Source organism: Azoarcus sp. TTM-91 (assembly GCF_012911025.1).
Taxonomy (GTDB): domain Bacteria; phylum Pseudomonadota; class Gammaproteobacteria; order Burkholderiales; family Rhodocyclaceae; genus Azoarcus.
The window spans coordinates 1-19,560 of record NZ_WUEI01000083.1 but is presented as its reverse complement, the minus strand read 5'-3'; the positions used below and the strand labels follow the sequence as shown (position 1 = coordinate 19,560).

The window sequence follows — 19,560 nt, the reverse complement described above, 5'->3', positions numbered from 1 at the left end:
GGATCGGGGAAGGGGGTGGCGGCCACATCCAGCCAGTTGCTGGCGATCTCTTCGAAGCCGTCCGGCGTTTCCCTGTACCAGAAGAAATCGACGCGGCCGGTATCCAGCGCAGGGATGTCGTTCGGCAGGGCGCTGCTGTCCAGGTAGCTGTGCAGCACGCTGGCAGGATCGCCGGACAGCCAGTTGCCGAGCAGGATGAGGGTGATCTGCTCGCCCAGCACGTCGAAGCTGAACATGATGCGGTCCGCTTCCGCCTGATGCGGGGCCGCGCAGCCGCCGTCCGCGGCGGGCTGGATGCAGCGCAGGTAGTCGTTCCACACCGCGATGTGGCCGTTGGTGACGGTGCGGGAGACCAGGCCGGTGTCGAAGGTCCATTCGGTGATGGCGTTGCGGTACAGCAGGCGGTCGCCGAGATCGCCGGGGCCGCGGGAATCGACGATCTCGCTGGCGGCGGTGTCGTAGGTGATGCTGCCGGCCACGTGCCGGCCGATGCCTTGGTCGGCGATGCGGCCGCCGAAATAGAAGGTCACCGGCGCGGCCTGCGCGCTGCCGGCGAGCAGCATGAATGCAGCGGTGGCGCCCAGCGCCCGGATGAATCGCTTTCTCGACATTGTCTCCCTCCTGGTGGTGGCGACCGCCGGTGGCGGCCGTGGCTGCGATATAGCAGCGGATGGAGCTGTCATGGCGCGGAATGGCAATGTGTTACGACTGGACTGCCTGAAGTGGGGCGTTGCCGCCGCGCAGGGCTGCCCGTGGGCGCTCAGGGCAGGAAGCGGTAGCCGACGCCGGTCTCGGTGATGAGGTGGCGCGGCTGCGAGGGGTCGGCCTCCACTTTCTTGCGCAGGCCGGCCATGAACACGCGCAGGTACTGGGTGTCCGCCTCGTGGGCGGCGCCCCAGACCGCCTTCAGCAGCTGGCGGTGGGTGAGTACCCGGTCCGGATGGGCACACAGGTGGGTGAGCAGGCGGTATTCCAGCGGGGTGAGGTGCAGCGGCGCGCCGGCGCGCTCCACCACCCGCCGGGGCAGGTCGATGCGGATGTCGCCGAAGCTGAGGATTGCGCTGTCCTCCGCACTGCTGCGGGCGCGGCGGCGCAGCAGGCTGCGCACCCGGGCGAGCAGCTCGCCGGTGCCGAAGGGCTTGACCAGGTAGTCGTCGGCGCCGCTGTCCAGGGCCTTGATCTTCTCCGCCTCGGCGCTGCGGGCGGACAGCACGATGACCGGCATCTCCGACCAGCCGCGCAGGTCGCGGATGAAATCCACGCCGTCGCCGTCCGGCAGGCCGAGGTCCAGCACCACCAGGTCGGGCCGGCGGGTGCCGGCTTCGATCAGGCCGCGCTTGAGCGAGGCGGCTTCGAACACCTGCAGGCCTTCCGCCTCCAGCGCCATGCGCACGAAGCGCAGGATGCCGGCGTCGTCCTCGACGATGAGCACGCGGATGGGGGCGTCGCTCATGCCGTGCTCCCCGGCTCGTCGGCCTCGACCGGTGCCGTCAGCGCCGGCGGCTCGCCGCGCGGCAGACGCAGGGTGAAGCGGGCGCCGCCCTGCGCACGGCTGGCGCCGCTGATGTCGCCGCCGTGGGCGCGGGCGATGGCGCGGCAGATGGCCAACCCGAGGCCGACGCCGCTGGTGGCGCTCTCCCGGGCGCCGCGCTCGAACTTGTTGAACAGCGCTTCCTCGCGGCCGGGCGGCAGGCCGGGGCCGTGGTCGTCCAGCCACAGCAGCACGCTGTCGCCGGCCACGGCGGCGGCGAGCTCCAGCGGCGTGCCCGCCGGTGTGTATTTGGCCGCGTTCTCCAGCACGTTAACCAGCACCCGTTCGATGAGGACGGCGTCGATATACACCAAGGGCAGCGCGTCCGGAAGGGCGACGCTGACGCTGCGCCCGGCCAGCGCCGGCCGCGCCGCCGCCAGCGCGCTGCCCACCACTTCCTCCAGCGGCTGCCACTGCCGGTTCAGCTGCACCGCGCCAGCTTCCAGCCGGGCCATGTCCAGCAGGTTGGCGACCAGCGCGTTCATGCGCAGGGCGGAGTCGCGGATGGCGTCGGCGATCTCCAGCGCCTGGCCGGCCACTGGCGGCCGTGCCAGCGGCAGCGCTTCGGCGAGGCCGACCAGCGAGGCCAGCGGCGTGCGCAGATCGTGGGAAATGGCGGCGAGCAGGGAGTTGCGCAGCCGCTCCGACTCCATCTGCAGCGTGGTGCCCTGGGCAACTTCGATGTAATGCAGCCGCTCCAGCGACAGCGCCAGCAGCGAGGCGCAGGTCTCCAGCAGGCGGCGTTGCTCCGGCGTCGCCAGCCGCACGGCGTCCTGTGCCTGCAGCGCCAGCACGCCGCGCACCCGCATGGACGCGCGCAGCGGCAGGTAGAGGGTGGCGCCGGCGGGCAGGGTGTCGGTGCCCGGGCCGGCGGCGCTCTGGCGCTGGTAGCACCAGTGGGCGATGGCGGCATCCAGCTCCGGCGGCTCGCCTGCGCCCAGCGGCGCTTGCAGCGCATCCTGGTCGTCGGCCACCAGCAGGGCGGAGCGGGCGTCGAATTCCGCCGCCAGGAAGCGGCCGCCGATTTCGGCCACCTGCTCCGGCAGCAGCGCGGCCGACAGGCTGCGCGACATCTCGTACAGCGCCCGCATGCGGTTCTCGCCTTCCTGGGCGACGTGGGCCTGGAAGCTGAGGCGGGCGGTGAGCTGGCCTATCACCAGCCCGACCACGAGCATCACGCCGAAGGTCACCAGGTACTGGATGTCGCTGACGTTGAAGGACAGCCGTGGCTGGACGAAGAAGAAGTCGAAGGCGGCCACCGACAGGAAGGCGGCCAGCACCGCCGGCCCGCGGCCGCAGCGCAGGGCCACGCCAACTACCGCCAGCAGGAAGAGCATGACGATGTTGGGCAGCTCGAACACCGGGAACAGCAGGCCGGCGAGCAGCGCCGCCAGCCCGCAGGCGGCGGCGCTGAGGGCGTAGGGGCGCCAGCGCGGGCCGTTCGCCGCCGGCGCGCGGACCTCGTTGCGGAGGGGATCCGCCGCATGGCGACGCGGCGGCCGGGCGATCTGCATCACATCCAGTTCCGCGCCCAGCTCGCCAATGCGTTCCGCCAGCCCGCGGCGCCCGGGCAGCAGGCGGCGCCGGCGGCGGCCGATGAGCAGGCGGGCGAGGTTGTGCTGGCGGGCGTACTTCACCACCGCCTCGGCCACGTCCTGGCCGGCCAGGGTGGCGGTTTCCGCGCCCATCTCCTGCGCCAGCCGCAGCAGGCGCAGGGCGCGTTCGCGGGCCGCCTGCGGCTGGCGCTGCACCGCCGGCGTCTCCACGTGCACCGCATGCCAGGACGCATCCAGCTGGGCGGCGAGGCGGGCGGCGGAGCGCAGCGTCTTGTCGTCGTCCCCGGCGGTGCCCAGGCAGACCAGCAGCGCCTCGCGGTTGCCGTAGGCCGGCGGCGGCGCGCCGCGCTGGCGGTAGCGCTGCATCTGGCTGTCCACCCGGTCGGCGGTGCGGCGCAGGGCGAGTTCGCGCAGGGCGATGAGGTTGCCCTTGCGGAAGAAGTTGCGCACCGCCTGCTCGGCCTGCCGCGGCAGGTAGATGCGGCCTTCCTTCAGGCGCTGCAGCAGGTCGTCCGGCGGCAGGTCGACGATGACGACTTCGTCGGCGGCGTCGAACACCCGGTCCGGCACCGTTTCCCACACCCGGATGCCGGTGATGCCGCCGACGATGTCGTTCAGGCTTTCGAGGTGCTGGACGTTCATCGTCGTCCACACGTCGATGCCGGCCGCCAGCAGCTCCTCCACGTCCTGCCAGCGCTTGGGGTGGCGGCAGCCGGCGAGGTTGGAGTGGGCGAGTTCGTCCACCAGGATGAGCGCCGGGCGGCGGGCGAGGGCGGCGTCCAGGTCGAACTCCTCCAGCTCGCTGCCCTTGTAGCTGAGACGCTGTGCTGGCAGCCGGGCGAGGCCGGGCAGCAGGGCCTCGGTTTCGGCGCGGCCGTGGGTTTCGACGATGCCGATGAGGATGTCGCCGCTGGCGGCGCCGGCGGGCGCCGGGCCCACACCGGCGAGCGCCCGGGCGGCGCTCAGCATGGCGTAGGTCTTGCCCACGCCGGCGCAGGCGCCGAAGAAGATCTTCAGCCTGCCGCGGCCGGCACGGCCGCTGGCCTCCTGCACCTGGGCGAGCAACTGGTCGGGGTCTGGGCGCTGTTCAGGCATTTGCGGCCATCCTACGCCGGGGCGCTTGCCGGGGGGATTGCATTGGCGGCATCAGTTCCGTGCGGCGCGCGTGCGCGCTGCCAGCTCGTCCAGCGCCAGGTTCAGCTGCAGCACGTTCACCCGCGCTTCGCCGAGGAAACCGGACAGCGGCTGCTCGGCGTGCTCCGCCAGCAGGCTGCGCAGGGCCTGCGGCGGCAGGCCGCGCGCCCGCGCCACCCGTTCCAGCTGGTAGCCGGCCGCGGCCAGGCTGATGTGCGGGTCCAGGCCGCTGGCTGAGGTGGTGACCAGGTCCGCCGGTACCGGCCCCGGCTGCTCCGGGTGGGCGGCGCGCAGGGCGGCGATGCGCGCTTCCACCGCCTGCAGCAGCGCCGGATTGGTCGGCCCAAGGTTGGCGCCGGCGGAGGAGGCGGCGTTGTAGGGCATGGGCGTGGTGGCGGAGGGGCGGCTCCAGAAATATTCCGGCGAGCTGAAGGATTGGCCGATCAGCGCCGAGCCGACCGGCCTGCCCTCGCGCAGCAGCAGGCTGCCGCCGGCCTGGGCGGGGAACAGCGCCTGCGCCAGCACGGTGGTGAGCAGCGGATAGGCGAGGCCGGTGAGCAGCGAGAGGGCGAGGAAGAGGACGAGGGCGGGGCGCAGCAGGGAGCTGTGGGGCAAGGCGGTGCGGGGCAGGGCGGACATGGCGTGGCTCCGGGGATGCGGTGGCGGGAGGAAGGCGGTTGCGGCGCGAGGCGGCCGGTCAGGCCCAGCCGGCCGCCGCCAGCCCGAGGTCGATCAGCTTGATGCCGGCGAAGGGCGCGATCAGCCCGCCGAGGCCATACACCAGCAGGTTGCGCCGCAGCAGCGCGGCGGCGCCCACCGGCCGGTAGCGCACGCCGCGCAGGGCGAGCGGAATCAGGGCGACGATGATGAGGGCGTTGAAGATGACCGCCGACAGGATGGCCGAGCCCGGGCTGGCCAGCCCCATCAGGTTGAGCGCGCCCAGCTGCGGATAGGTGCCGACGAAGGCCGCCGGGATGATGGCGAAGAACTTGGCGATGTCGTTGGCGATGGAGAAGGTGGTGAGCGAGCCGCGCGTCATCAGCATCTGCTTGCCGGTTTCCACCACCTCGATCAGCTTGGTCGGGTTGCTGTCCAGATCCACCATGTTGCCGGCCTCCTTGGCCGCCTGGGTGCCGGTGTTCATCGCCACCGCGACGTCGGCCTGGGCTAGCGCCGGGGCGTCGTTGGTACCGTCGCCGGTCATCGCCACCAGGCGGCCGGCGTCCTGGTAGCGGCGGATGAGGCGCAGCTTGTCCTCCGGCGTGGCCTCGGCGAGGAAGTCGTCCACCCCGGCCTCGGCGGCGATGGCGGCGGCGGTGAGGCGGTTGTCGCCGGTCACCATCACCGTCTCTATGCCCATGCGGCGCAGCTCGGCGAAACGCTCCTTGATGCCGCCCTTGACCACGTCCTTGAGCTCGATGGTGCCCAGCACCCGGCCGCCGTCGGCCACCACCAGCGGCGTGCTGCCGCGGCGGGAGACTTCGTCCACCGTGGCCTGCACCGCCGGCGGGAAGTGGCCGGCCCCGCCTTCCGCCCGAGCCTCCACATGCCGGCGTATGGCCTCCGCCGCGCCCTTGCGCAGCTGGCGTGCGCCCATGTCCACCCCGCTCATCCGCGTCTGCGCCGAGAAGTGGACGAAGCTGGCGCCCAGCGCGGCGATGTCGCGCTCGCGCAGGGCGAAGCGCTGCTTGGCCAGCACGACGATGCTGCGGCCCTCCGGCGTTTCGTCCGCCAGCGAGGCGAGCTGGGCGGTGTCGGCCAGCTCGCGCTCGGAGATGCCCGGCGCCGGCAGGAAGGCGGCGGCCTGGCGGTTGCCCAGGGTGATGGTGCCGGTCTTGTCCAGCAGCAGCACGTCCACATCGCCGGCGGCTTCCACCGCGCGGCCGGAGGTGGCGATGACGTTGGCCTGCATCATGCGGCTCATGCCGGCCACGCCCACCGCCGACAGCAGGCCGGCGATGGTGGTGGGGATGAGGCAGACCAGCAGCGCCACCAGCACGGTGAGCGTCACCGGCTGGCCGGCGCCGGCGGCCGCCACGCTGAACAGGGAGAAGGGCAGCAGGCTGGCGGTGACGACCAGGAACACCAGGGTGAGCGCCACCAGCAGGATGGAGAGGGCGATCTCGTTCGGCGTCTTCTGCCGGCGGGCGCCTTCCACCATGGCGATCATGCGGTCGACGAAGGTTTCGCCGGGATTCGCGGTGACGCGCAGCACGATCCAGTCCGACAGCACGCGGGTGCCGCCGGTGACGGCGCTGAAGTCGCCGCCGGCCTCGCGGATCACCGGCGCGGATTCGCCGGTGATGGCGGATTCGTCCACCGAGGCCACGCCGGCCACGACCTCGCCGTCGGCCGGGATCAGGCCCTGGCTGTCGTCGCCGGCTTCCACCAGCACCAGGTCGCCACGGCGCAGCGCGTTGGCGGCGACGCGCTCGCCCTCGCCGCGAGCCTCCGCGTCGCGCAGCCGGCAGGCCCAGCTCTCCTGCTTCAGCGCCCGCAGCGAGGCCGCCTGCGCCTTGCTGCGGCCTTCGGCCAGGGCCTCGGCGAAGTTGGCGAACAGCACGGTGAACCACAGCCACAGCGCCACCGCCAGGATGAAACCGGGCGAGGCTTCGCCATCGCCGCCCAGGGTCTGCAGCCACAGCAGGGTGGTGAGCGCGGCGCCGGCATAGACGACCAGCATTACCGGATTGCGCCATTGCACGCGGGGATGCAGCTTGCGCAGCGCCTCGACGGCGGCGGGGCCGGCCAGGGTTGGGTCTAACAGGGTAAAGGTCTTGCGTGTCATGTGAGGTCTCGCTTCCGCGTTGGGGCAGCGCGCCGGAGCGGGCCGGCGGCCGGGACAGGGAAGGGGAAAGGCGGTGTCGTCGCGGCTTGGCCGGCTGGCCCGACGTTCAGCGGCCAAACAGCGTCAGGTGCTCCACCACCGGCCCGAGCGCCAGCGCCGGCAGGTAGTTGAGCAGGCCGACCAGCAGCACGGTGCCGGCCAGCAGCGCCACGAACAACGGGCCGTGGGTGGGCAGGGTGCCGGCGCCGGCGGCCAGCCGCTTCTTCGCCGCCAGGCTGCCGGCGATGGCCAGCACCGGCACCATCACCGCGTAGCGGCCCAGGCACATCGCCACGCCGAGCAGGGTGTTGTAGAAGGGGGTGTTGGCGGAGAGACCGGCGAAGGCGCTGCCGTTGTTGTTGGCGGCGGAGCTGAGGGCGTAGAGGATTTCGCTGAAGCCGTGGGCGCCGGGGTTGGCGATGCCGGCGCGGCCGGCTTCCGCCATCACCGCCAGCGCGGTGCCGCCCAGCACCAGCAGCGGCGTTACCAGGATGGTGATGGCCACCATCTTCATCTCGTAGGCTTCGATCTTCTTGCCGAGGTACTCCGGCGTGCGGCCTATCATCAGCCCGGCGATGAACACCGCCAGCAGGGCGAGCACCAGCATGCCGTAGAGGCCGCTGCCGACGCCGCCGAACACCACTTCGCCCAGTTGCATCAGCGCCAGCGGCACCGCGCCGCCCAGCGGGGTGAGGGCGTCGTGCATCGCATTCACCGCGCCGCAGGAGGCGGCGGTGGTGATGACAGCGAACAGGCTGGAGGCGGCGATGCCGAAGCGCAGCTCCTTGCCCTCCAGGTTGCCGCCGTCCGCCACGCCCAGCGCGGCCAGCCGCGGGTTGCCCAGGGCCTCGTAGTGGGTGAGGGCGATCACCGCCAGCACGAACAGCAGCGTCATCGCCGCCAGCAGCGTCCAGCCCTGGCGCGGATCGCCCACCAGCCGGCCGAACACCAGGCAGAGCGCCGCCGGGATCAGGAATATGGCGACCATCTGGGCGAAGTTGCTCAGCGCGTTCGGGTTCTCGTAGGGGTGGGCGGAGTTGGCGTTGAAGAAGCCGCCGCCGTTGGTGCCCAGCAGCTTGATCGCCTCCTGCGAGGCCACCGGGCCCATCGCCAGCGTCTGGCCGAGGGTGTGCCGCGTCTGCATTTCGGGTTTGCCGTCGGCGTCCAGCACGGGCGCGCCGTCCGGTCCGGTGCGCGGTACCTCGTACTGCAGCGCTTCCAGCGTTTCCACCTGTTGGTAGGGCGCCAGGTTCTGGATCACGCCCTGGCTGACGAAGAACAGCGCCAGCAGCGCCGAGGCCGGCAGCAGCACCCACAGGGTGACGCGAACGAGGTCCGCCCAGGCGTTGCCGATGCCGGCGGCGCCGCGGCGGGCGAAGCCGCGGATCAGCGCCATCGCCACCGCGATGCCGGTGGCGGCGGAGAGGAAGTTCTGCACCGTCAGCGCCAGCATCTGGGTGAGGTAGCTCATGCTGGTCTCGCCGCCGTAGCCCTGCCAGTTGGTGTTGCTGGCGAAGCTGATGGCGGTGTTGAAGGCGGAGTCGGCGGCGATGGCGCCCATGCCTTCCGGGTTGAAGGGCAGCCCGGCCTGCAGCCGTTGCAGCGCATATACCGCCAAGGTGCCCAGCAGGTTGAACAGCAGCAGGGCGAGGGCGTAGCGCAGCCAGCTCATGTCCTCCTGCGGGCGCACGCCGGCCAGGCGGTAGAGCGGCGCTTCGATGCGGGCGCCGAGCGCGAAGCGGCCCTCCATCACCCGCGCCAGCCAGGCGGCGGTAGGCGCGGCGAGCAGCAGCACAACGGCGAGAAAGGCGCAGAGCAGCATCCAGGCCTGGGCGTTCACGAGAAGTCCTCCGGGAACAGCAGGGCGGCGAGGAGATAGACGAGCAGGCCGGCCGCCACCAGCCCGGCCAGCAGGTAGAGGCCGTTCATCCGCGCCTCCGGGCAAGGGCGGCGCAGCCATGGGCGAGGCCGGCGACGGCGGTGAAACAGAGCGCGGTGAGCGCGAGGAAAAGCAGGTCCATGACGAATCCTCCGGTGACGCTGAGAGCCTAGGAGGAGCCGCATCAAGATGCTGAAAAGCCAGGTGGCGCGGGGATCAAGAAAGCGTAAAGAGCGTGCTTTAGCCGCGGCAGCGCGGGGTCTGGAGGCGGCGTGGGCTGGTTTGTGGCCGGGCACTGGCGGGTGGCACGGCCGGTTTCGCCCCGCTTGCCGCCAAGCCGGGAGCGAAGCCGCCCATTGAAGGCGCCCAGCCCGTTCGGGCCGAGTTCTCCGGCGGGTTCAGGACGGCGTCAGCACGCGCCTGGGACGGCTTGGAGGCGAACGGAATCTCTCATCCGCTTGCCGGCTGGAAGGCCTGCCCGCTCAGGCGTCCGCGTGCTGCGCCAGCCACACCGTGTGCCGGCCGCAGTCCGGGTCTTCGCTGCGGTGGGCGCGCACGGCGAAGCCGTTTTCTGCCAGCAGCGCGCGGTATTCCTCCGGCGCCAAGCTGGCGTGGTACAGCGGCTCGCCCTCGAACTCGCCTATCGCGTCGCCGGCGCCCGGGCCGCTGGTGAACAGCAGCGCGGCGCCGGGCAGGGCGTGGGCGCGGAAGCGGGGGAACATGGCGCGCTGGTCGTCGGCGGTGAGGTGGAAGAAGCTGTCCCAGGCGATGAGGCCGTGGAAGCGGCGGCCCAGCGCCAGCTCGCGCATGTCGCCCGCCAGCCATTCGCCTTGCGGCAGGCGGCTGCGGCAGTAGTCCAGCATGGCGGGCGAACTGTCTACGCCGCTGACGGCATGGCCCTGCTCCAGCAGCCAGCGGGCGATGGGCTGGCCAGTGCCGCAGCCGATGTCCAGCACGCTGGCCGCGGCCGGCAGCAGGGCGGCGAAGCGCTGCAGCCAGGCGGTTTCCATTCGCAGCGTGGGTGCGCGCCGGCTGTCCCAGTACGCCGCATGCCGGATGTAGATGCCGATGATGTTGGCGGCGAGCGGGCTGTTGTCGGTGGCGGGCTGATTCATGAGGCGCAGGCCTGAGGTCGGGAAGGCGCAGCCTAGCGCCAACCGGGGCGGCTGGGCAGAGGGGGCGGCCCTTTCTTTCTCGCCCGGCGATGCCGGCAATGCCGCAGGCGAGGGCCGCCGGGCTTGCCAGTGGCCGGTGTTCTGCCCGACTCTTGCCGGCTGTCTTCCACCTTCGCCGCCCGTGGGCGGTTCCGCCGATGAACGACGAGCAGAAAGCCGCGGTGCGCCTCGCCCTGTCCGACGCCTTCGTTGACAACGCGGTGGATTTCGCTGGCATTGCCGCGCGGGTGAGCGGCCATGCCGAGGCGGAGGTGGAGCGCATCTTCTTCTGCGAAGTCGCGCTGGTCTGCCATGCCAACCTGCTGACGCCGGCGCCACCGGTATGGACGGCTTTCGACGGCGAGTGGCTGCAGCAGCAGATAGCACACCGGCTGGCGCGGCAGCGGCGCAGCGCCTGGTGGCGCTGGCGGGACGCACTCACGGTGGCCTGGCTGCGCTGGTCCTGCCGGGCGCTGTGGCAGGCGATACGCCGCGCCTGACCCTCCTTGCCCCGGAACGGCCCCGCTGCGGGATGTGAGGAAGGGGCCGGCGATGCGGCTGCCGCCGCCACGTCAGCTTGGTCGCCGGGCGCATTGTTGCGTTGCGGTAGAGGCGCTGCCCGCCACTCATCCGCATGTTCTCGCGCCGCCGCCGCCGGGCTTTTTCGCCTCGCTGCGGATTGCTCCCGCCATCCCCGGCAAGCGTATTTCTCGGCCCGTTTCATCCGTCCGGGTAATGCGGATCGGATTTATCCGGAGCCTCTCGGAACTATGTCTTTTTGCGTATGCCCATTCTAGGTTGAGAAGACGGGGCGATAGCGCTTGCGGCGGGCTGTCCGACGGGCCAGGCCCGCGGTGCGGTGTGAATCCGCGCAATGGCAAACGGGTTGATCAAGGTTTATCCAGTCATGCGCGGATCGTCGGAAGTGGCCTAGCCTGATCGGACTAATTGTTTGAAAGCCTTGATAAAAAGAGGGTCTATAAGCGCGGGAAAAAAGTGCCGCAGGGCCGTGCCGGATGACTACGCCGCAGCGGTGCCTGGGTATATATTGGATTCTGGCGCGCCCAATCCGGGCACTTCGAGTAGGCGGGGATGTTGCCGCAGAGCACAAATCCCGGCGAGGAGAACGTCATGAAATGCCCCCCCGTGTTGCCCACCGAACCGGAGCGCATCAAGGCCCTGGCCGCTTATGGACTGGGCAGCGACCGCCCGCTTCCCAGCCTGGACCCGGTCGTGCAGATCGCCGCCCGCATGTTCAACATGCCGGTGGCGGCGGTGAACATGATAGGCAGCGACCAGGTGTTCTTCGCCGCCAGCACCGGCCTGGAAGGCGCCGACGTCAACATGAGCCGCGATGTCTCCTTCTGCGCCCACGCCATCACCCAGAACGGCGTGATGGTGGTGCCGGACGCCACCCAGGACGAACGCTTCCACGACAATCCGCTGGTTACCGGCACAGCCAATCTGCGCTTCTACGCCGGCGTGCCGCTCACCTCGCCCGAGGGCCATGCGCTGGGCGCGCTGTGCGTGATCGATGGCAAGCCGCATCACGACTTCTCCGAAGACGACTGCCTGCGCCTGCGCGAGCTGGCCAAGATGGCGGCGGACAGGCTGGAGCTGCGCCGGGTGGAAATCTCCACCGAACAGGCCAGGCGCCCGTTCGAGGAGTTCGCCCGCAACTCGCCGACCGCGGTGGTGTGGTTCGATGAGCTGCGCAACATCGTTGCCTGGAACGAGGCGGCGGCGCGGCTGCACGGCTATGGCATGGAGGAAGGCGCCGGCCGCTCCATCGACACCCTGTTGCCGGAGCGCTACCGCGCTGGCGTGCGCGAACTCATCACCCAGGCGGTGAAGGCGGGCTCGGTGGACGGGCTGGTGATGCCCAGCGAGCTGCATGGCCTGCGCAAGGACGGCAGTGAATTCCTGCTCGGATTCTCCCTGTTCTGCTGGCGCGAGAACGGCGTGCTCACCTTCAACGCCCACTTGCAGGATCTCACCGAACGCCGGCGCGAGGAGGCGGAGCTGCACCGCATTGCCCACACCGACATCCTCACCGGCCTGGCCAACCGCGCCTGCTTCTACCGCCGCATGGAGGAGACGCTGACCAAGCCGCTGCCCGCGGCGGCGCTGATGGTGGACCTGGACGGCTTCAAGGATGTGAACGACACCCTGGGCCATGCGGTGGGCGACGGCATCCTGTGCGAAGTGGCGCGCCGGCTGGCGCTGGGCGTGGGCAGCGGCGACACGGTGGCGCGCATCGGCGGCGACGAATTCGCCATCCTGCTGCCGGGCGTCGCCATTCCGGAACTGGCGATGGAGGTGGCGCGTACCCTGATGGCGCGCATCGCCGAGCCCATCGTGGTGGACGGCCACGAGGTGAGGGTGGCGGCCAGCTGCGGCGTGGCGGTGGCGCCGGCGCAGGCGCAGGAGGCGCTGGAGCTGATCGGCGACGCCGACCTCGCGCTGTTCAAGGCCAAGAGCCTGGGTCGCGGCCAGTGCTTCCTCTTCGTCACCGCCCTGCGCATGGATGCGATGGCGCGGCGCTTGTACAACATCGAGCTGCACCGGGCGGTGAATGACGGCGAATTCGTGCTCTTCTACCAGCCGCAGGTGCGGCTGTACGACGGCGAGCTGGTGGGCGCCGAGGCGCTGATCCGCTGGCGCCACCCGCAGCGCGGGCTGCTGGCGCCGGCGGCCTTCCTGCCGGCGCTGGAGGGCGGGCCGCTGGCGGCTATCGTCGGCGCCTGGATCATCGACGAGGCCTGCGCCCAGGCGGCGCAGTGGCGGCGTGCCGGGGCGGAGCGCTTCCGCATGGGGGTGAATCTGTGCGGCGCCCAGTTCCGGGTGGGCGATCTGGTGTCCCAGGTGGTGGCCGCGCTGAACCGTCACGGCCTGCCGCCGGATGCGCTGGAGCTGGAGGTGACCGAGAACATCGTGCTGGATAACGACGATGTGGTGCTGGACATCCTGAAGCGGCTGCGCAACTACGGCGTCGGCGTGGCCTTCGACGACTTCGGCACCGGCTACGCCTCCCTCAGCCTGCTGAAGAGTTACCCATTGAGCCGCATCAAGATAGACCGCTCCTTCGTCCAGGGCATCCTCAGCTCCGAGCGGGACGCATCGGTGATACGCGCCATCCTGGACATGGCGAACAGCTTCCAGCTCGAGACCATCGCCGAAGGCATCGAGGACGAGAACCAGATGCGCTGCCTCTATCGCTACGGCTGCGAGGAAGGGCAGGGCTACCTGTTCGGCAAACCGGTGTCGGCGGTCGAATTCGCCGAACTGTTCGGCATCCGCTCCTTGCGCCAGGCTTTGCCGGGCTGAGCCGGCTCAGCGCTGCCGGATGCAGCCCTTGGGCGTGCTTGGCCCCGTACATCGCTGAATCGGCGCGCTTGATCAGCGCCCCCGCGCGCGCTCCGGCCCGGGTTCGCGGATGGCCAGGCCGACGCCCACCCGGGCGACACAGGTATCGATGTGGATGGCCTGGGCGATGGCGCGGAGGATGCGTTCAGCGCACTTCATGGCCTGGTCGCCGCCGCTGGTCAGCCCTTTCAGCGCCACGCTGAATTCATCTGCGGCCAGCCGCAGCCGGGCCACCACTTCGCGCAGCAGCAGATCGCCGATGTCGTGGCCGAAGGTGCCAACGGCCTGCGGAAGCCGACCGGGCCGTTACGCCTGAGGTACTACTGCAAGCTCGTCTGCAAGCGGGACGCCGGGGCCGGCCGGCCCAGCAGATAGCCTTGCGCCTTGTTTACCTTGAGTTGGCGCAGTACTTCCAGCTCGCTCAGCTTCTCCACTCCTTCGGCGACGATCTTGCTGCCGGTTTCGGCGGCGAACTGGATCAGCGCCACCGCCAGCGCGCGCCGGGCGGGGTCCTGGTCTATGCCCTGGGTGAGGCTGATGTCCAGCTTGATGATGTCCGGCTTGAGCCTGAGGATGTGGCGGAAGCTGGCGTAGCCGGCACCGGCGTCGTCCACCGCCAGCGCCAGGCCGTGCTGGCGCAGCGGTGTGAGCGCGCGGGCGAAGGCCTCGTAGTCGATGATGGATTCATGCTCGGTGATCTCCAGCACCAAGCGGTTCAGCGGTCCGCGCTCCAGCACTTCGGCGATGCCGCTCCGCATCAGCGTGGCCGGCGACACATTGAGCGACATATAGGTGTTGCCTGGCAGCAGCGGCATGGCCTCCAGCGCCCGCGCTATCACGGCGATCTCCAGCTCCGCCTGCAGCCCGGCCAGCGCGGCTTCGTGGAACCAGACGTCCGGCGTGCGGTAGGGCTCGGGGGAGAAGCGGGTGAGCGCCTCGTAGCCGATGATGCGGTGCTCCGGCACGTGGATGATGGGCTGGTAGACGATGTTGTAGTCGCGCGTTTCCAGCACGCGCTCTATGCGTTCCCGTATCGCCTCGGTGTCGTGCTGGCGGGAGGCATCCTGCTCGAGGCGGTGGGCGGTGAAGTCCGCCAGCACCTTCATCATGCCGAGGTCGCGTTCGTTCAGCGAGTAGTTGGCGGTGAGGCTGAAGCAGCACAGCGTGCCGTACACGCTGCCGTCGCTGAAACAGATGGGTACGCTCAAGTGGGCGCCCACCGGCACCGCACGGGTTGCGGCCAGCTCCAGCGCGGCGGGGAGTTCCTGGGCGTTGTGGATGAGCTGCGGCAGCCGGCCGTCGACGATGCGCTGGCAGTAGCTTTCCTCCAGCGGCCCGCCACCGCCTGCCTCTATCGGTACCGCCACCAGGCCGGCATCGATCTGGCGGAACACCCGCCGCCCGCCGGTGAATTCGGAGATGAATGCCACGTCCATGCCGAGGTGGACGCGGATGGAGCGCACCACATCCTGCAGGGCCTGCCCCAGCGCGATGGCGCTCTCGCCCTCCAGCCCCAGCAGCGCGCGTGTGAGTGCGGTCTTGCCCACCGGCAGCGTCTTGCTTGGAACGGGGTCGCTCATTCAGAACTCCTGGCGCGCACGCCTTGACCAGTGCAAGTTTTACGCAGCGCTACGTCATCCCGCTGCGTGTCGCACAGCATAGTTATAGTGGGTTTGCGCCTTGCCGTTGGCCTAAGATGCCCCGCGGCAGGCAGGAGGTGGACATGGCCGGGCCGCCCGCACTGCCAACGTCAACCGCCAAGGCTGCCGGGCTTGAGCCTGCGCGTCGCCGGCATGCAGTGTTGCGGGAAAGCCAGCGGTGTGCCCGGCATACCGGGCAGGAAACTGGTCCGCCGGCGGCCTCGCCATGCTTCCGCGCTCAACCGCTGCCCAGGGCTTCCCTTCGCCTGCCGGATATTGCGCTGGCAGGCAGCTGCGCCAGTGTGGATTTGTGCACGGTCGACGTTCAGCCGACCACGCTGGGAGCCCGCTCCAGCGCGGCATTCAGCCAGAGGGCGGCGGCGAGCAGGGCGCCCAGCAGGGCCACCGCCAGGTTGAGGCCCATACCCCAGGTGGCGCGGTAGCCGGGCGGAAACTCGGCGGCCGTGAGGCTGCGCAGCACCACCCGGTACTCGCGGCAGGAGTGCAGCGCGGCGGCAACGCCGAGCAGGATGAAGCCCAGCCCCAGCCACAGGGCGTAGCCCCGATGCAGCGCCGGGTTGCGCTGCGGCGCGGCAAGCTCCAGCAGCAGGGCGCTGCGTTCGATCAGGAAACCGAAGGCGATCAGGGCCAGGCTGCTGCGGTTCCAGGCCAGCAGCGTGCGCTCGGCGGCGAACAGCACGCGCGGATCCTTGAGGTCGGACATGGTGGGCTCCAGGCGAAGAGGGGCAGGGCGGAGTGTAAGACAGTGCTGCCGGCGCGGCGGCGGCCGGGCGCGGCTTGTATGCTTCGGCGCTGCTTTTTCCGGCTGCCAGCCCGGCGCCGGATGCTAGAACGAACATCATGCACGGCCGTCGCGGATGCGGCCGGCGGCGCCTTCGGCGGCCGCCGTGCAGTCATGCCGGAGCGGCTCCGGAACAGGACGGGAACATGCCCCGAATGCGCGTCGCCAGCCGCAGCCTGCTGCTGCTGGGCAGCTTCTTTCTCGCCGTCGGCCTGCTCGCCGCCGCCGGCGCCTGGGTGAAGTACTGGCGCGACAACGCCATCGCCAGCCAGGCCGCCTCGGCCACCGGCCAGATCGTGCGCAAGACCTTTTTTGCCGCCGCCGATGGCGACAGCGATTACCAGCTGGAGTACTGGTTCGTCGCGCCCTCGGGGCAGCGGGTGGACGCGGTGCGCAGCATAGGCGAGCGGCTGTGGAAAGCGCTGCCGGAGGAAGGGCCGGTGGAGGTGCTGTACGCGCCGGCCGACCCGCGGCAGAACTTCCCGCGCGGCGCGGGCATGAACTCGGTGGGGCTGGCGCTTTTCCTCTCCGCGCTGGGCGCGGCCTTCATGCTGCTGGGGGGCGCGCTGCTGATGGCCTATTTCAGGCCGGCTGGCGTGATCGGGCTGTCGCCGGCCCGGGGGGATTGAGCTCCTCTGGCGGGGCATGATTCCTGCGCACCGAGGCCCAGCCCGGACTCAGGCCGTCCACACCTGCCCGCGCCTGTCTTCCACCCGTTTGGCTTTATGGGTGGCGCGCGGCAGGGCTTCCGCCGCCAGGATGCTCACCTGCGCGCCGACGCCGGTGATCGCCTTCACCCGCTCGCGCAGGCGCCCGGCCAGCGCCTCATTGCTGCCGGTATAGGCGACGCTGCGTTCGGCCTCGATGGTGAGGCGGTCGAGGTGGTCCGGGCGATCCACGATCAGCCGGTACTCGCCGCTGAAGTCGTGGTCCTGGCGGACGATGGCTTCGACGTCGCTGGGGAAGATGTTCACTCCGCGGATGATCAGCATGTCGTCGCGGCGGCCGTGCACACCCAGCAGGCGCTGGCTGGTGCGGCCGCAGGCGCAGGGCTCCTCGGTGAAGCTGACGATGTCGCCGGTGCGGAAGCGGATCAGCGGCCGGGCCTGCTTCTTCAGCGTGGTCAGTACCATCTCGCCGCGCTCGCCCGGGGCGACTGGCTCGCCGCTGTCCGGGTCCAGCACTTCCACCAGGATGTGGTCTTCCGCCCAGTGCAGGCCGTTCTTCTCCTCGCACATGCCGGCGCAGGCGCCGAAGATGTCCGAGAGGCCATAGTAGTCATACACCTCCGCGCCCCACAGCGCCTCGATGCGGGCGCGGGTTTCCGGAATGGAGCCGCCCGGCTCGCCGGCGACGAAGATGCGCCGCACCGCCAGCCCGGTGCGCGGGTCCAGCCCTTCCTTCTGCGCCGTCTCGCCCAGGTACCAGGCGTATGAGGGCGTGGTCCAGATGGCGGTGGCCTGGAACTGCTTGAGGATGGCGAGCAGGCGCTCCGAGGGCACGGTGCCGGCGTGGATGGTGAGCGCGCCCAGCTTCTGCGCGCCGAGCACGCAGGGGCCGCCGATGAACAGCGAGAAGTTGAGCGAGTGGGCGTAGCGATCCTGCGGGCGCAGGCCGGAGGACCAGAACTGGCGCGCCTCGTAGTCGATCCAGTCGTCGAAATCCTGCTGGGTGAAGGGCGACACCGTGGGCACGCCGGTGGAGCCGGAAGAGGCGGAAACGTAGACCACTTCCCGCTCCGGCACCGCCGCGAGGTCGCCCAGCAGCGGCTGGGCCTCCTGGCGCTCGCGCAGGATCTTCTTGTCCAGGGTGGGGAAGCGGCGCAGGTCGTCCAGGCGATGCAGCTGCTCCGGCCGCACGCCGGCGGCGTCGAAGCTGGCGCGGTAGTAGGGCGAGTTGTCGTAGGCGTGGCGCAGGTGGCGCTGCAGCAGTTCCAGCTTGAGGGCATTCCAGGCGGCGCGGGACTGGGTTTCCAGCACCGGGTCCCAGTACTTGCGATCGGTGTCGTTCGTCATGGTCGGGAAAGGAAAGGGGTGAAGCGGCTGGATGCGCGCCGGCCTGCGGCTGAAAGCGCATGCGGATTCCGGCGGTGAGCGCCGGTGCTGGGGGGATGTCTGGCCGGGCTGCGGTGCCCGGTCTGCGGCGGCGGGCGGCTGGATCTGCCGCGCTGCAGCCGCGCTGGAATCAGGCGATGGCTGCCTTCAGCCGCCCTTGCCGTGGGCGGCCTGCCAGACGGGGAAGGGCGCTTCCTCGTAGCCGGCTTCGGCGACATAGCGCGTCAGCTGGCGCCATCCGGCGATGGAAAGGGCGCTGCCGGTCTGGCGGGCGACCGGCAGGCCGTCGAGGTCGTAGAACACCAGGGTCGGCAGGGCGAACACCCGCTCGTCGCGGGCGAAGCCGGACAGGGTGGTGGCCTGGCCTTCGAAGTTGGTGAGCGCGCCGGGTTCGTCCGCCATCAGCGAGACGGCGACGAAGCTGCGGCGGAAGTCCTGGCGCAGGCCGGCGTCCTGCAGCGTGGTGGCACGCAGCTTGGCGCACTCGCCGCAACCGTTCATTTCGTACAGCACCGCCACGCCCTTGCGGCCCTGCTTGCGGGCCTCGGCGAGCGCGGCGGAGAGGTCGGCGGTGCCGGGGAAGAAGCCGTCGCCATGCGCCTTGGTGGCGGTAGCCGGCGCGGAGCCGCCGGCATGCGCGCCGCTCTCGCCGAACAGCAGGAAGGCCAGCAACAGGGCGACGCCGACCAGCCCTATCCACAGGCCACGGCCGAGCAGGGTTTCGCGGCCGGCCTGCACGCCGGGCGGCAGGGGCAGCGGCTCGCCGGGAATGAGCTCCGCGCGTGCCTGCGGCAGCTCCGGCACGGTGGGGTCGGCGAAGGTGTTGCGGGGCGATTTGCGGGAGCTCATGACGTTCTTACCTCAGCCAGAACAGGGCGCGGTGGCGCAGGGCATCGAGCAGGCTCATGACCGCCCAGGTGACCGCGCCGGTGTAGAGGATGCCGGCCACCATGCGCGGGTAGTCGGCGAAGTCGGCGTAGTACTGCACGAAGCGGCCCAGGCCGGCGTTGGCGCCGAACAACTCGGCCACGGTGAGCAGGATGAAGGAGAAGCCCAGGCCCACCGCCATGCCGGAGAAGATGTGCGGCAGCGCGGCCGGGAACACCACCTTGCGCAGGGTTTCCAGGCGGGAGAAGCCGAGCACGCGGGCGTTGTCGCGGTGGCGGCCTTCCACTGCCAGCGCGCCGGCGGCGGCGTTCTGGAAGATGGGCCAGAAGGCGCCGAGGAAGACGACGAAGGTGGCCGACAGGTGGAAGGTCGGCAGCACCGCGATGGCGTAGGGGATGAACACCGTGGGCGGAATCGGCGCCGCCACCTTGGCGAAGGGGAAGAAGGCGCGCGCCAGCCGCGGCGTGGTGCCGCACAGCAGGCCCAGCGTCACCCCCAGCGCCAGGGCGAGGCCGAAGCCGGGAATCAGGATCAGGAAGGAGGACACGGTGCCGCGGCCCAGCTCCGGCAGCGACTGCCACAGGGCGTCGAACACGATGGCCGGCGTCGGCAGCAGGGGGTTGCCCTGGCCGGCGAGGGCGGCGCCTGTCAGCTGCCAGGCGGCGAGCAGGATGGCGGCGAGCAGCCAGGGCTCCCAGGCGAAGGGCGGACGCTTGCGGGGCCGGGGGG

Annotated in this window: 17 protein-coding genes; 3 read left to right on the top strand and 14 right to left on the bottom strand. The window is 70.7% G+C overall.

Annotation, left to right across the window (positions count from 1 at the left end; translation table 11 throughout):
• The 8 genes from GRF61_RS18145 to GRF61_RS18110 form a co-directional block, all read right to left on the bottom strand.
• Positions 1–611, bottom strand: a 611-nt coding sequence (locus GRF61_RS18145) for a hypothetical protein (protein ID WP_169152036.1), incomplete at its 3' end; no start/stop codon positions are given.
• 149 nt (positions 612–760) lie between these two features.
• A complete protein-coding gene (locus GRF61_RS18140) occupies positions 761–1,453 on the bottom strand; it encodes a response regulator (RefSeq protein WP_169152035.1) in 693 nt (230 codons plus the stop codon).
• A complete protein-coding gene (locus tag GRF61_RS18135; protein WP_169152034.1) occupies positions 1,450–4,182 on the bottom strand; it encodes a DUF4118 domain-containing protein in 2,733 nt (910 codons plus the stop codon). Before GRF61_RS18135 ends, GRF61_RS18140 begins: the two co-directional genes overlap by 4 nt.
• Before the next feature lie 51 nt (positions 4,183–4,233).
• The gene (gene kdpC / locus GRF61_RS18130) at positions 4,234–4,860 is read right to left on the bottom strand and encodes a potassium-transporting ATPase subunit KdpC (RefSeq protein ID WP_169152033.1); all 627 of its coding nucleotides are present in this window, start codon (positions 4,858–4,860) and stop codon (positions 4,234–4,236) included.
• Positions 4,861–4,918: 58 nt separating this feature from the next.
• Positions 4,919–7,009: a potassium-transporting ATPase subunit KdpB gene (gene kdpB / locus GRF61_RS18125; RefSeq protein WP_169152032.1), complete on the bottom strand. Its 2,091-nt coding sequence runs from the start codon at positions 7,007–7,009 to the stop codon at positions 4,919–4,921.
• Positions 7,010–7,115: 106 nt separating this feature from the next.
• Complete coding sequence (gene kdpA / locus GRF61_RS18120) at positions 7,116–8,888, bottom strand: potassium-transporting ATPase subunit KdpA (RefSeq protein ID WP_169152031.1); 1,773 nt, start codon at positions 8,886–8,888, stop codon at positions 7,116–7,118.
• A complete protein-coding gene (kdpF, locus tag GRF61_RS18115) occupies positions 8,885–8,977 on the bottom strand; it encodes a K(+)-transporting ATPase subunit F (RefSeq protein WP_133594019.1) in 93 nt (30 codons plus the stop codon). Before kdpF ends, kdpA begins: the two co-directional genes overlap by 4 nt.
• A gap of 432 nt (positions 8,978–9,409) precedes the next feature.
• The gene (locus GRF61_RS18110) at positions 9,410–10,042 is read right to left on the bottom strand and encodes a class I SAM-dependent methyltransferase (RefSeq protein WP_169152030.1); all 633 of its coding nucleotides are present in this window, start codon (positions 10,040–10,042) and stop codon (positions 9,410–9,412) included.
• A gap of 197 nt (positions 10,043–10,239) precedes the next feature.
• On the opposite strand from GRF61_RS18110, the gene GRF61_RS18105 reads away from it, so the two are divergent.
• Positions 10,240–10,581: a hypothetical protein gene (locus GRF61_RS18105; protein WP_169152029.1), complete on the top strand. Its 342-nt coding sequence runs from the start codon at positions 10,240–10,242 to the stop codon at positions 10,579–10,581.
• A 631-nt stretch (positions 10,582–11,212) separates the two neighbouring features.
• Positions 11,213–13,408 (top strand): EAL domain-containing protein, encoded by a 2,196-nt coding sequence (locus GRF61_RS18100; RefSeq protein ID WP_169152028.1) that lies wholly within the window; start codon positions 11,213–11,215, stop codon positions 13,406–13,408.
• Between the two features lie 72 nt (positions 13,409–13,480).
• On the opposite strand, the gene GRF61_RS18095 is transcribed toward GRF61_RS18100, so the two are convergent.
• The 3 genes from GRF61_RS18095 to GRF61_RS18085 all read right to left on the bottom strand — a co-directional run bounded on the left by GRF61_RS18095 (position 13,481) and on the right by GRF61_RS18085 (position 15,811).
• Positions 13,481–13,645, bottom strand: a complete 165-nt coding sequence (locus GRF61_RS18095) for a hypothetical protein (RefSeq protein WP_169152027.1) — start codon at positions 13,643–13,645, stop codon at positions 13,481–13,483.
• A 122-nt stretch (positions 13,646–13,767) separates the two neighbouring features.
• Positions 13,768–15,027: an EAL domain-containing protein gene (locus GRF61_RS18090; RefSeq protein ID WP_169152026.1), complete on the bottom strand. Its 1,260-nt coding sequence runs from the start codon at positions 15,025–15,027 to the stop codon at positions 13,768–13,770.
• A 385-nt stretch (positions 15,028–15,412) separates the two neighbouring features.
• Entirely contained in the window at positions 15,413–15,811 is a 399-nt protein-coding gene (locus GRF61_RS18085; RefSeq protein ID WP_169152025.1) for a DUF202 domain-containing protein, read from the bottom strand.
• Positions 15,812–16,035: 224 nt separating this feature from the next.
• Here GRF61_RS18085 and GRF61_RS18080 point away from each other — a divergent pair, with 224 nt between their 5' ends.
• Entirely contained in the window at positions 16,036–16,518 is a 483-nt protein-coding gene (locus tag GRF61_RS18080; RefSeq protein ID WP_169152024.1) for a DUF3592 domain-containing protein, read from the top strand.
• A gap of 48 nt (positions 16,519–16,566) precedes the next feature.
• On the opposite strand, the gene GRF61_RS18075 is transcribed toward GRF61_RS18080, so the two are convergent.
• The 3 genes from GRF61_RS18075 to GRF61_RS18065 form a co-directional block, all read right to left on the bottom strand.
• Complete coding sequence (locus GRF61_RS18075; protein ID WP_169152023.1) at positions 16,567–17,904, bottom strand: phenylacetate--CoA ligase; 1,338 nt, start codon at positions 17,902–17,904, stop codon at positions 16,567–16,569.
• Between the two features lie 186 nt (positions 17,905–18,090).
• A complete protein-coding gene (locus GRF61_RS18070; RefSeq protein ID WP_169152022.1) occupies positions 18,091–18,792 on the bottom strand; it encodes a thioredoxin fold domain-containing protein in 702 nt (233 codons plus the stop codon).
• 7 nt (positions 18,793–18,799) lie between these two features.
• Positions 18,800–19,560 (bottom strand): ABC transporter permease (locus GRF61_RS18065; protein WP_169152021.1); only part of this gene is annotated, 761 nt, incomplete at its 5' end.

Bases quoted from the DNA above. Each gene is read 5' to 3' on its own strand.
- GRF61_RS18070 (WP_169152022.1), bottom strand. From the start codon at position 18,792: ATGAGCTCCCGCAAATCGCCCCGCAACACCTTCGCCGACCCCACCGTG.
- GRF61_RS18135 (WP_169152034.1), bottom strand. From the start codon at position 4,182: ATGCCTGAACAGCGCCCAGACCCCGACCAGTTGCTCGCCCAGGTGCAG.
- kdpC (WP_169152033.1), bottom strand. From the start codon at position 4,860: ATGTCCGCCCTGCCCCGCACCGCCTTGCCCCACAGCTCCCTGCTGCGC.
- GRF61_RS18080 (WP_169152024.1), top strand. From the start codon at position 16,036: ATGCCCCGAATGCGCGTCGCCAGCCGCAGCCTGCTGCTGCTGGGCAGC.
- GRF61_RS18090 (WP_169152026.1), bottom strand. From the start codon at position 15,027: ATGAGCGACCCCGTTCCAAGCAAGACGCTGCCGGTGGGCAAGACCGCA.
- GRF61_RS18075 (WP_169152023.1), bottom strand. From the start codon at position 17,904: ATGACGAACGACACCGATCGCAAGTACTGGGACCCGGTGCTGGAAACC.
- GRF61_RS18110 (WP_169152030.1), bottom strand. From the start codon at position 10,042: ATGAATCAGCCCGCCACCGACAACAGCCCGCTCGCCGCCAACATCATC.
- GRF61_RS18105 (WP_169152029.1), top strand. From the start codon at position 10,240: ATGAACGACGAGCAGAAAGCCGCGGTGCGCCTCGCCCTGTCCGACGCC.
- kdpF (WP_133594019.1), bottom strand. From the start codon at position 8,977: ATGAACGGCCTCTACCTGCTGGCCGGGCTGGTGGCGGCCGGCCTGCTC.
- GRF61_RS18140 (WP_169152035.1), bottom strand. From the start codon at position 1,453: ATGAGCGACGCCCCCATCCGCGTGCTCATCGTCGAGGACGACGCCGGC.
- kdpB (WP_169152032.1), bottom strand. From the start codon at position 7,009: ATGACACGCAAGACCTTTACCCTGTTAGACCCAACCCTGGCCGGCCCC.
- GRF61_RS18100 (WP_169152028.1), top strand. From the start codon at position 11,213: ATGAAATGCCCCCCCGTGTTGCCCACCGAACCGGAGCGCATCAAGGCC.
- GRF61_RS18085 (WP_169152025.1), bottom strand. From the start codon at position 15,811: ATGTCCGACCTCAAGGATCCGCGCGTGCTGTTCGCCGCCGAGCGCACG.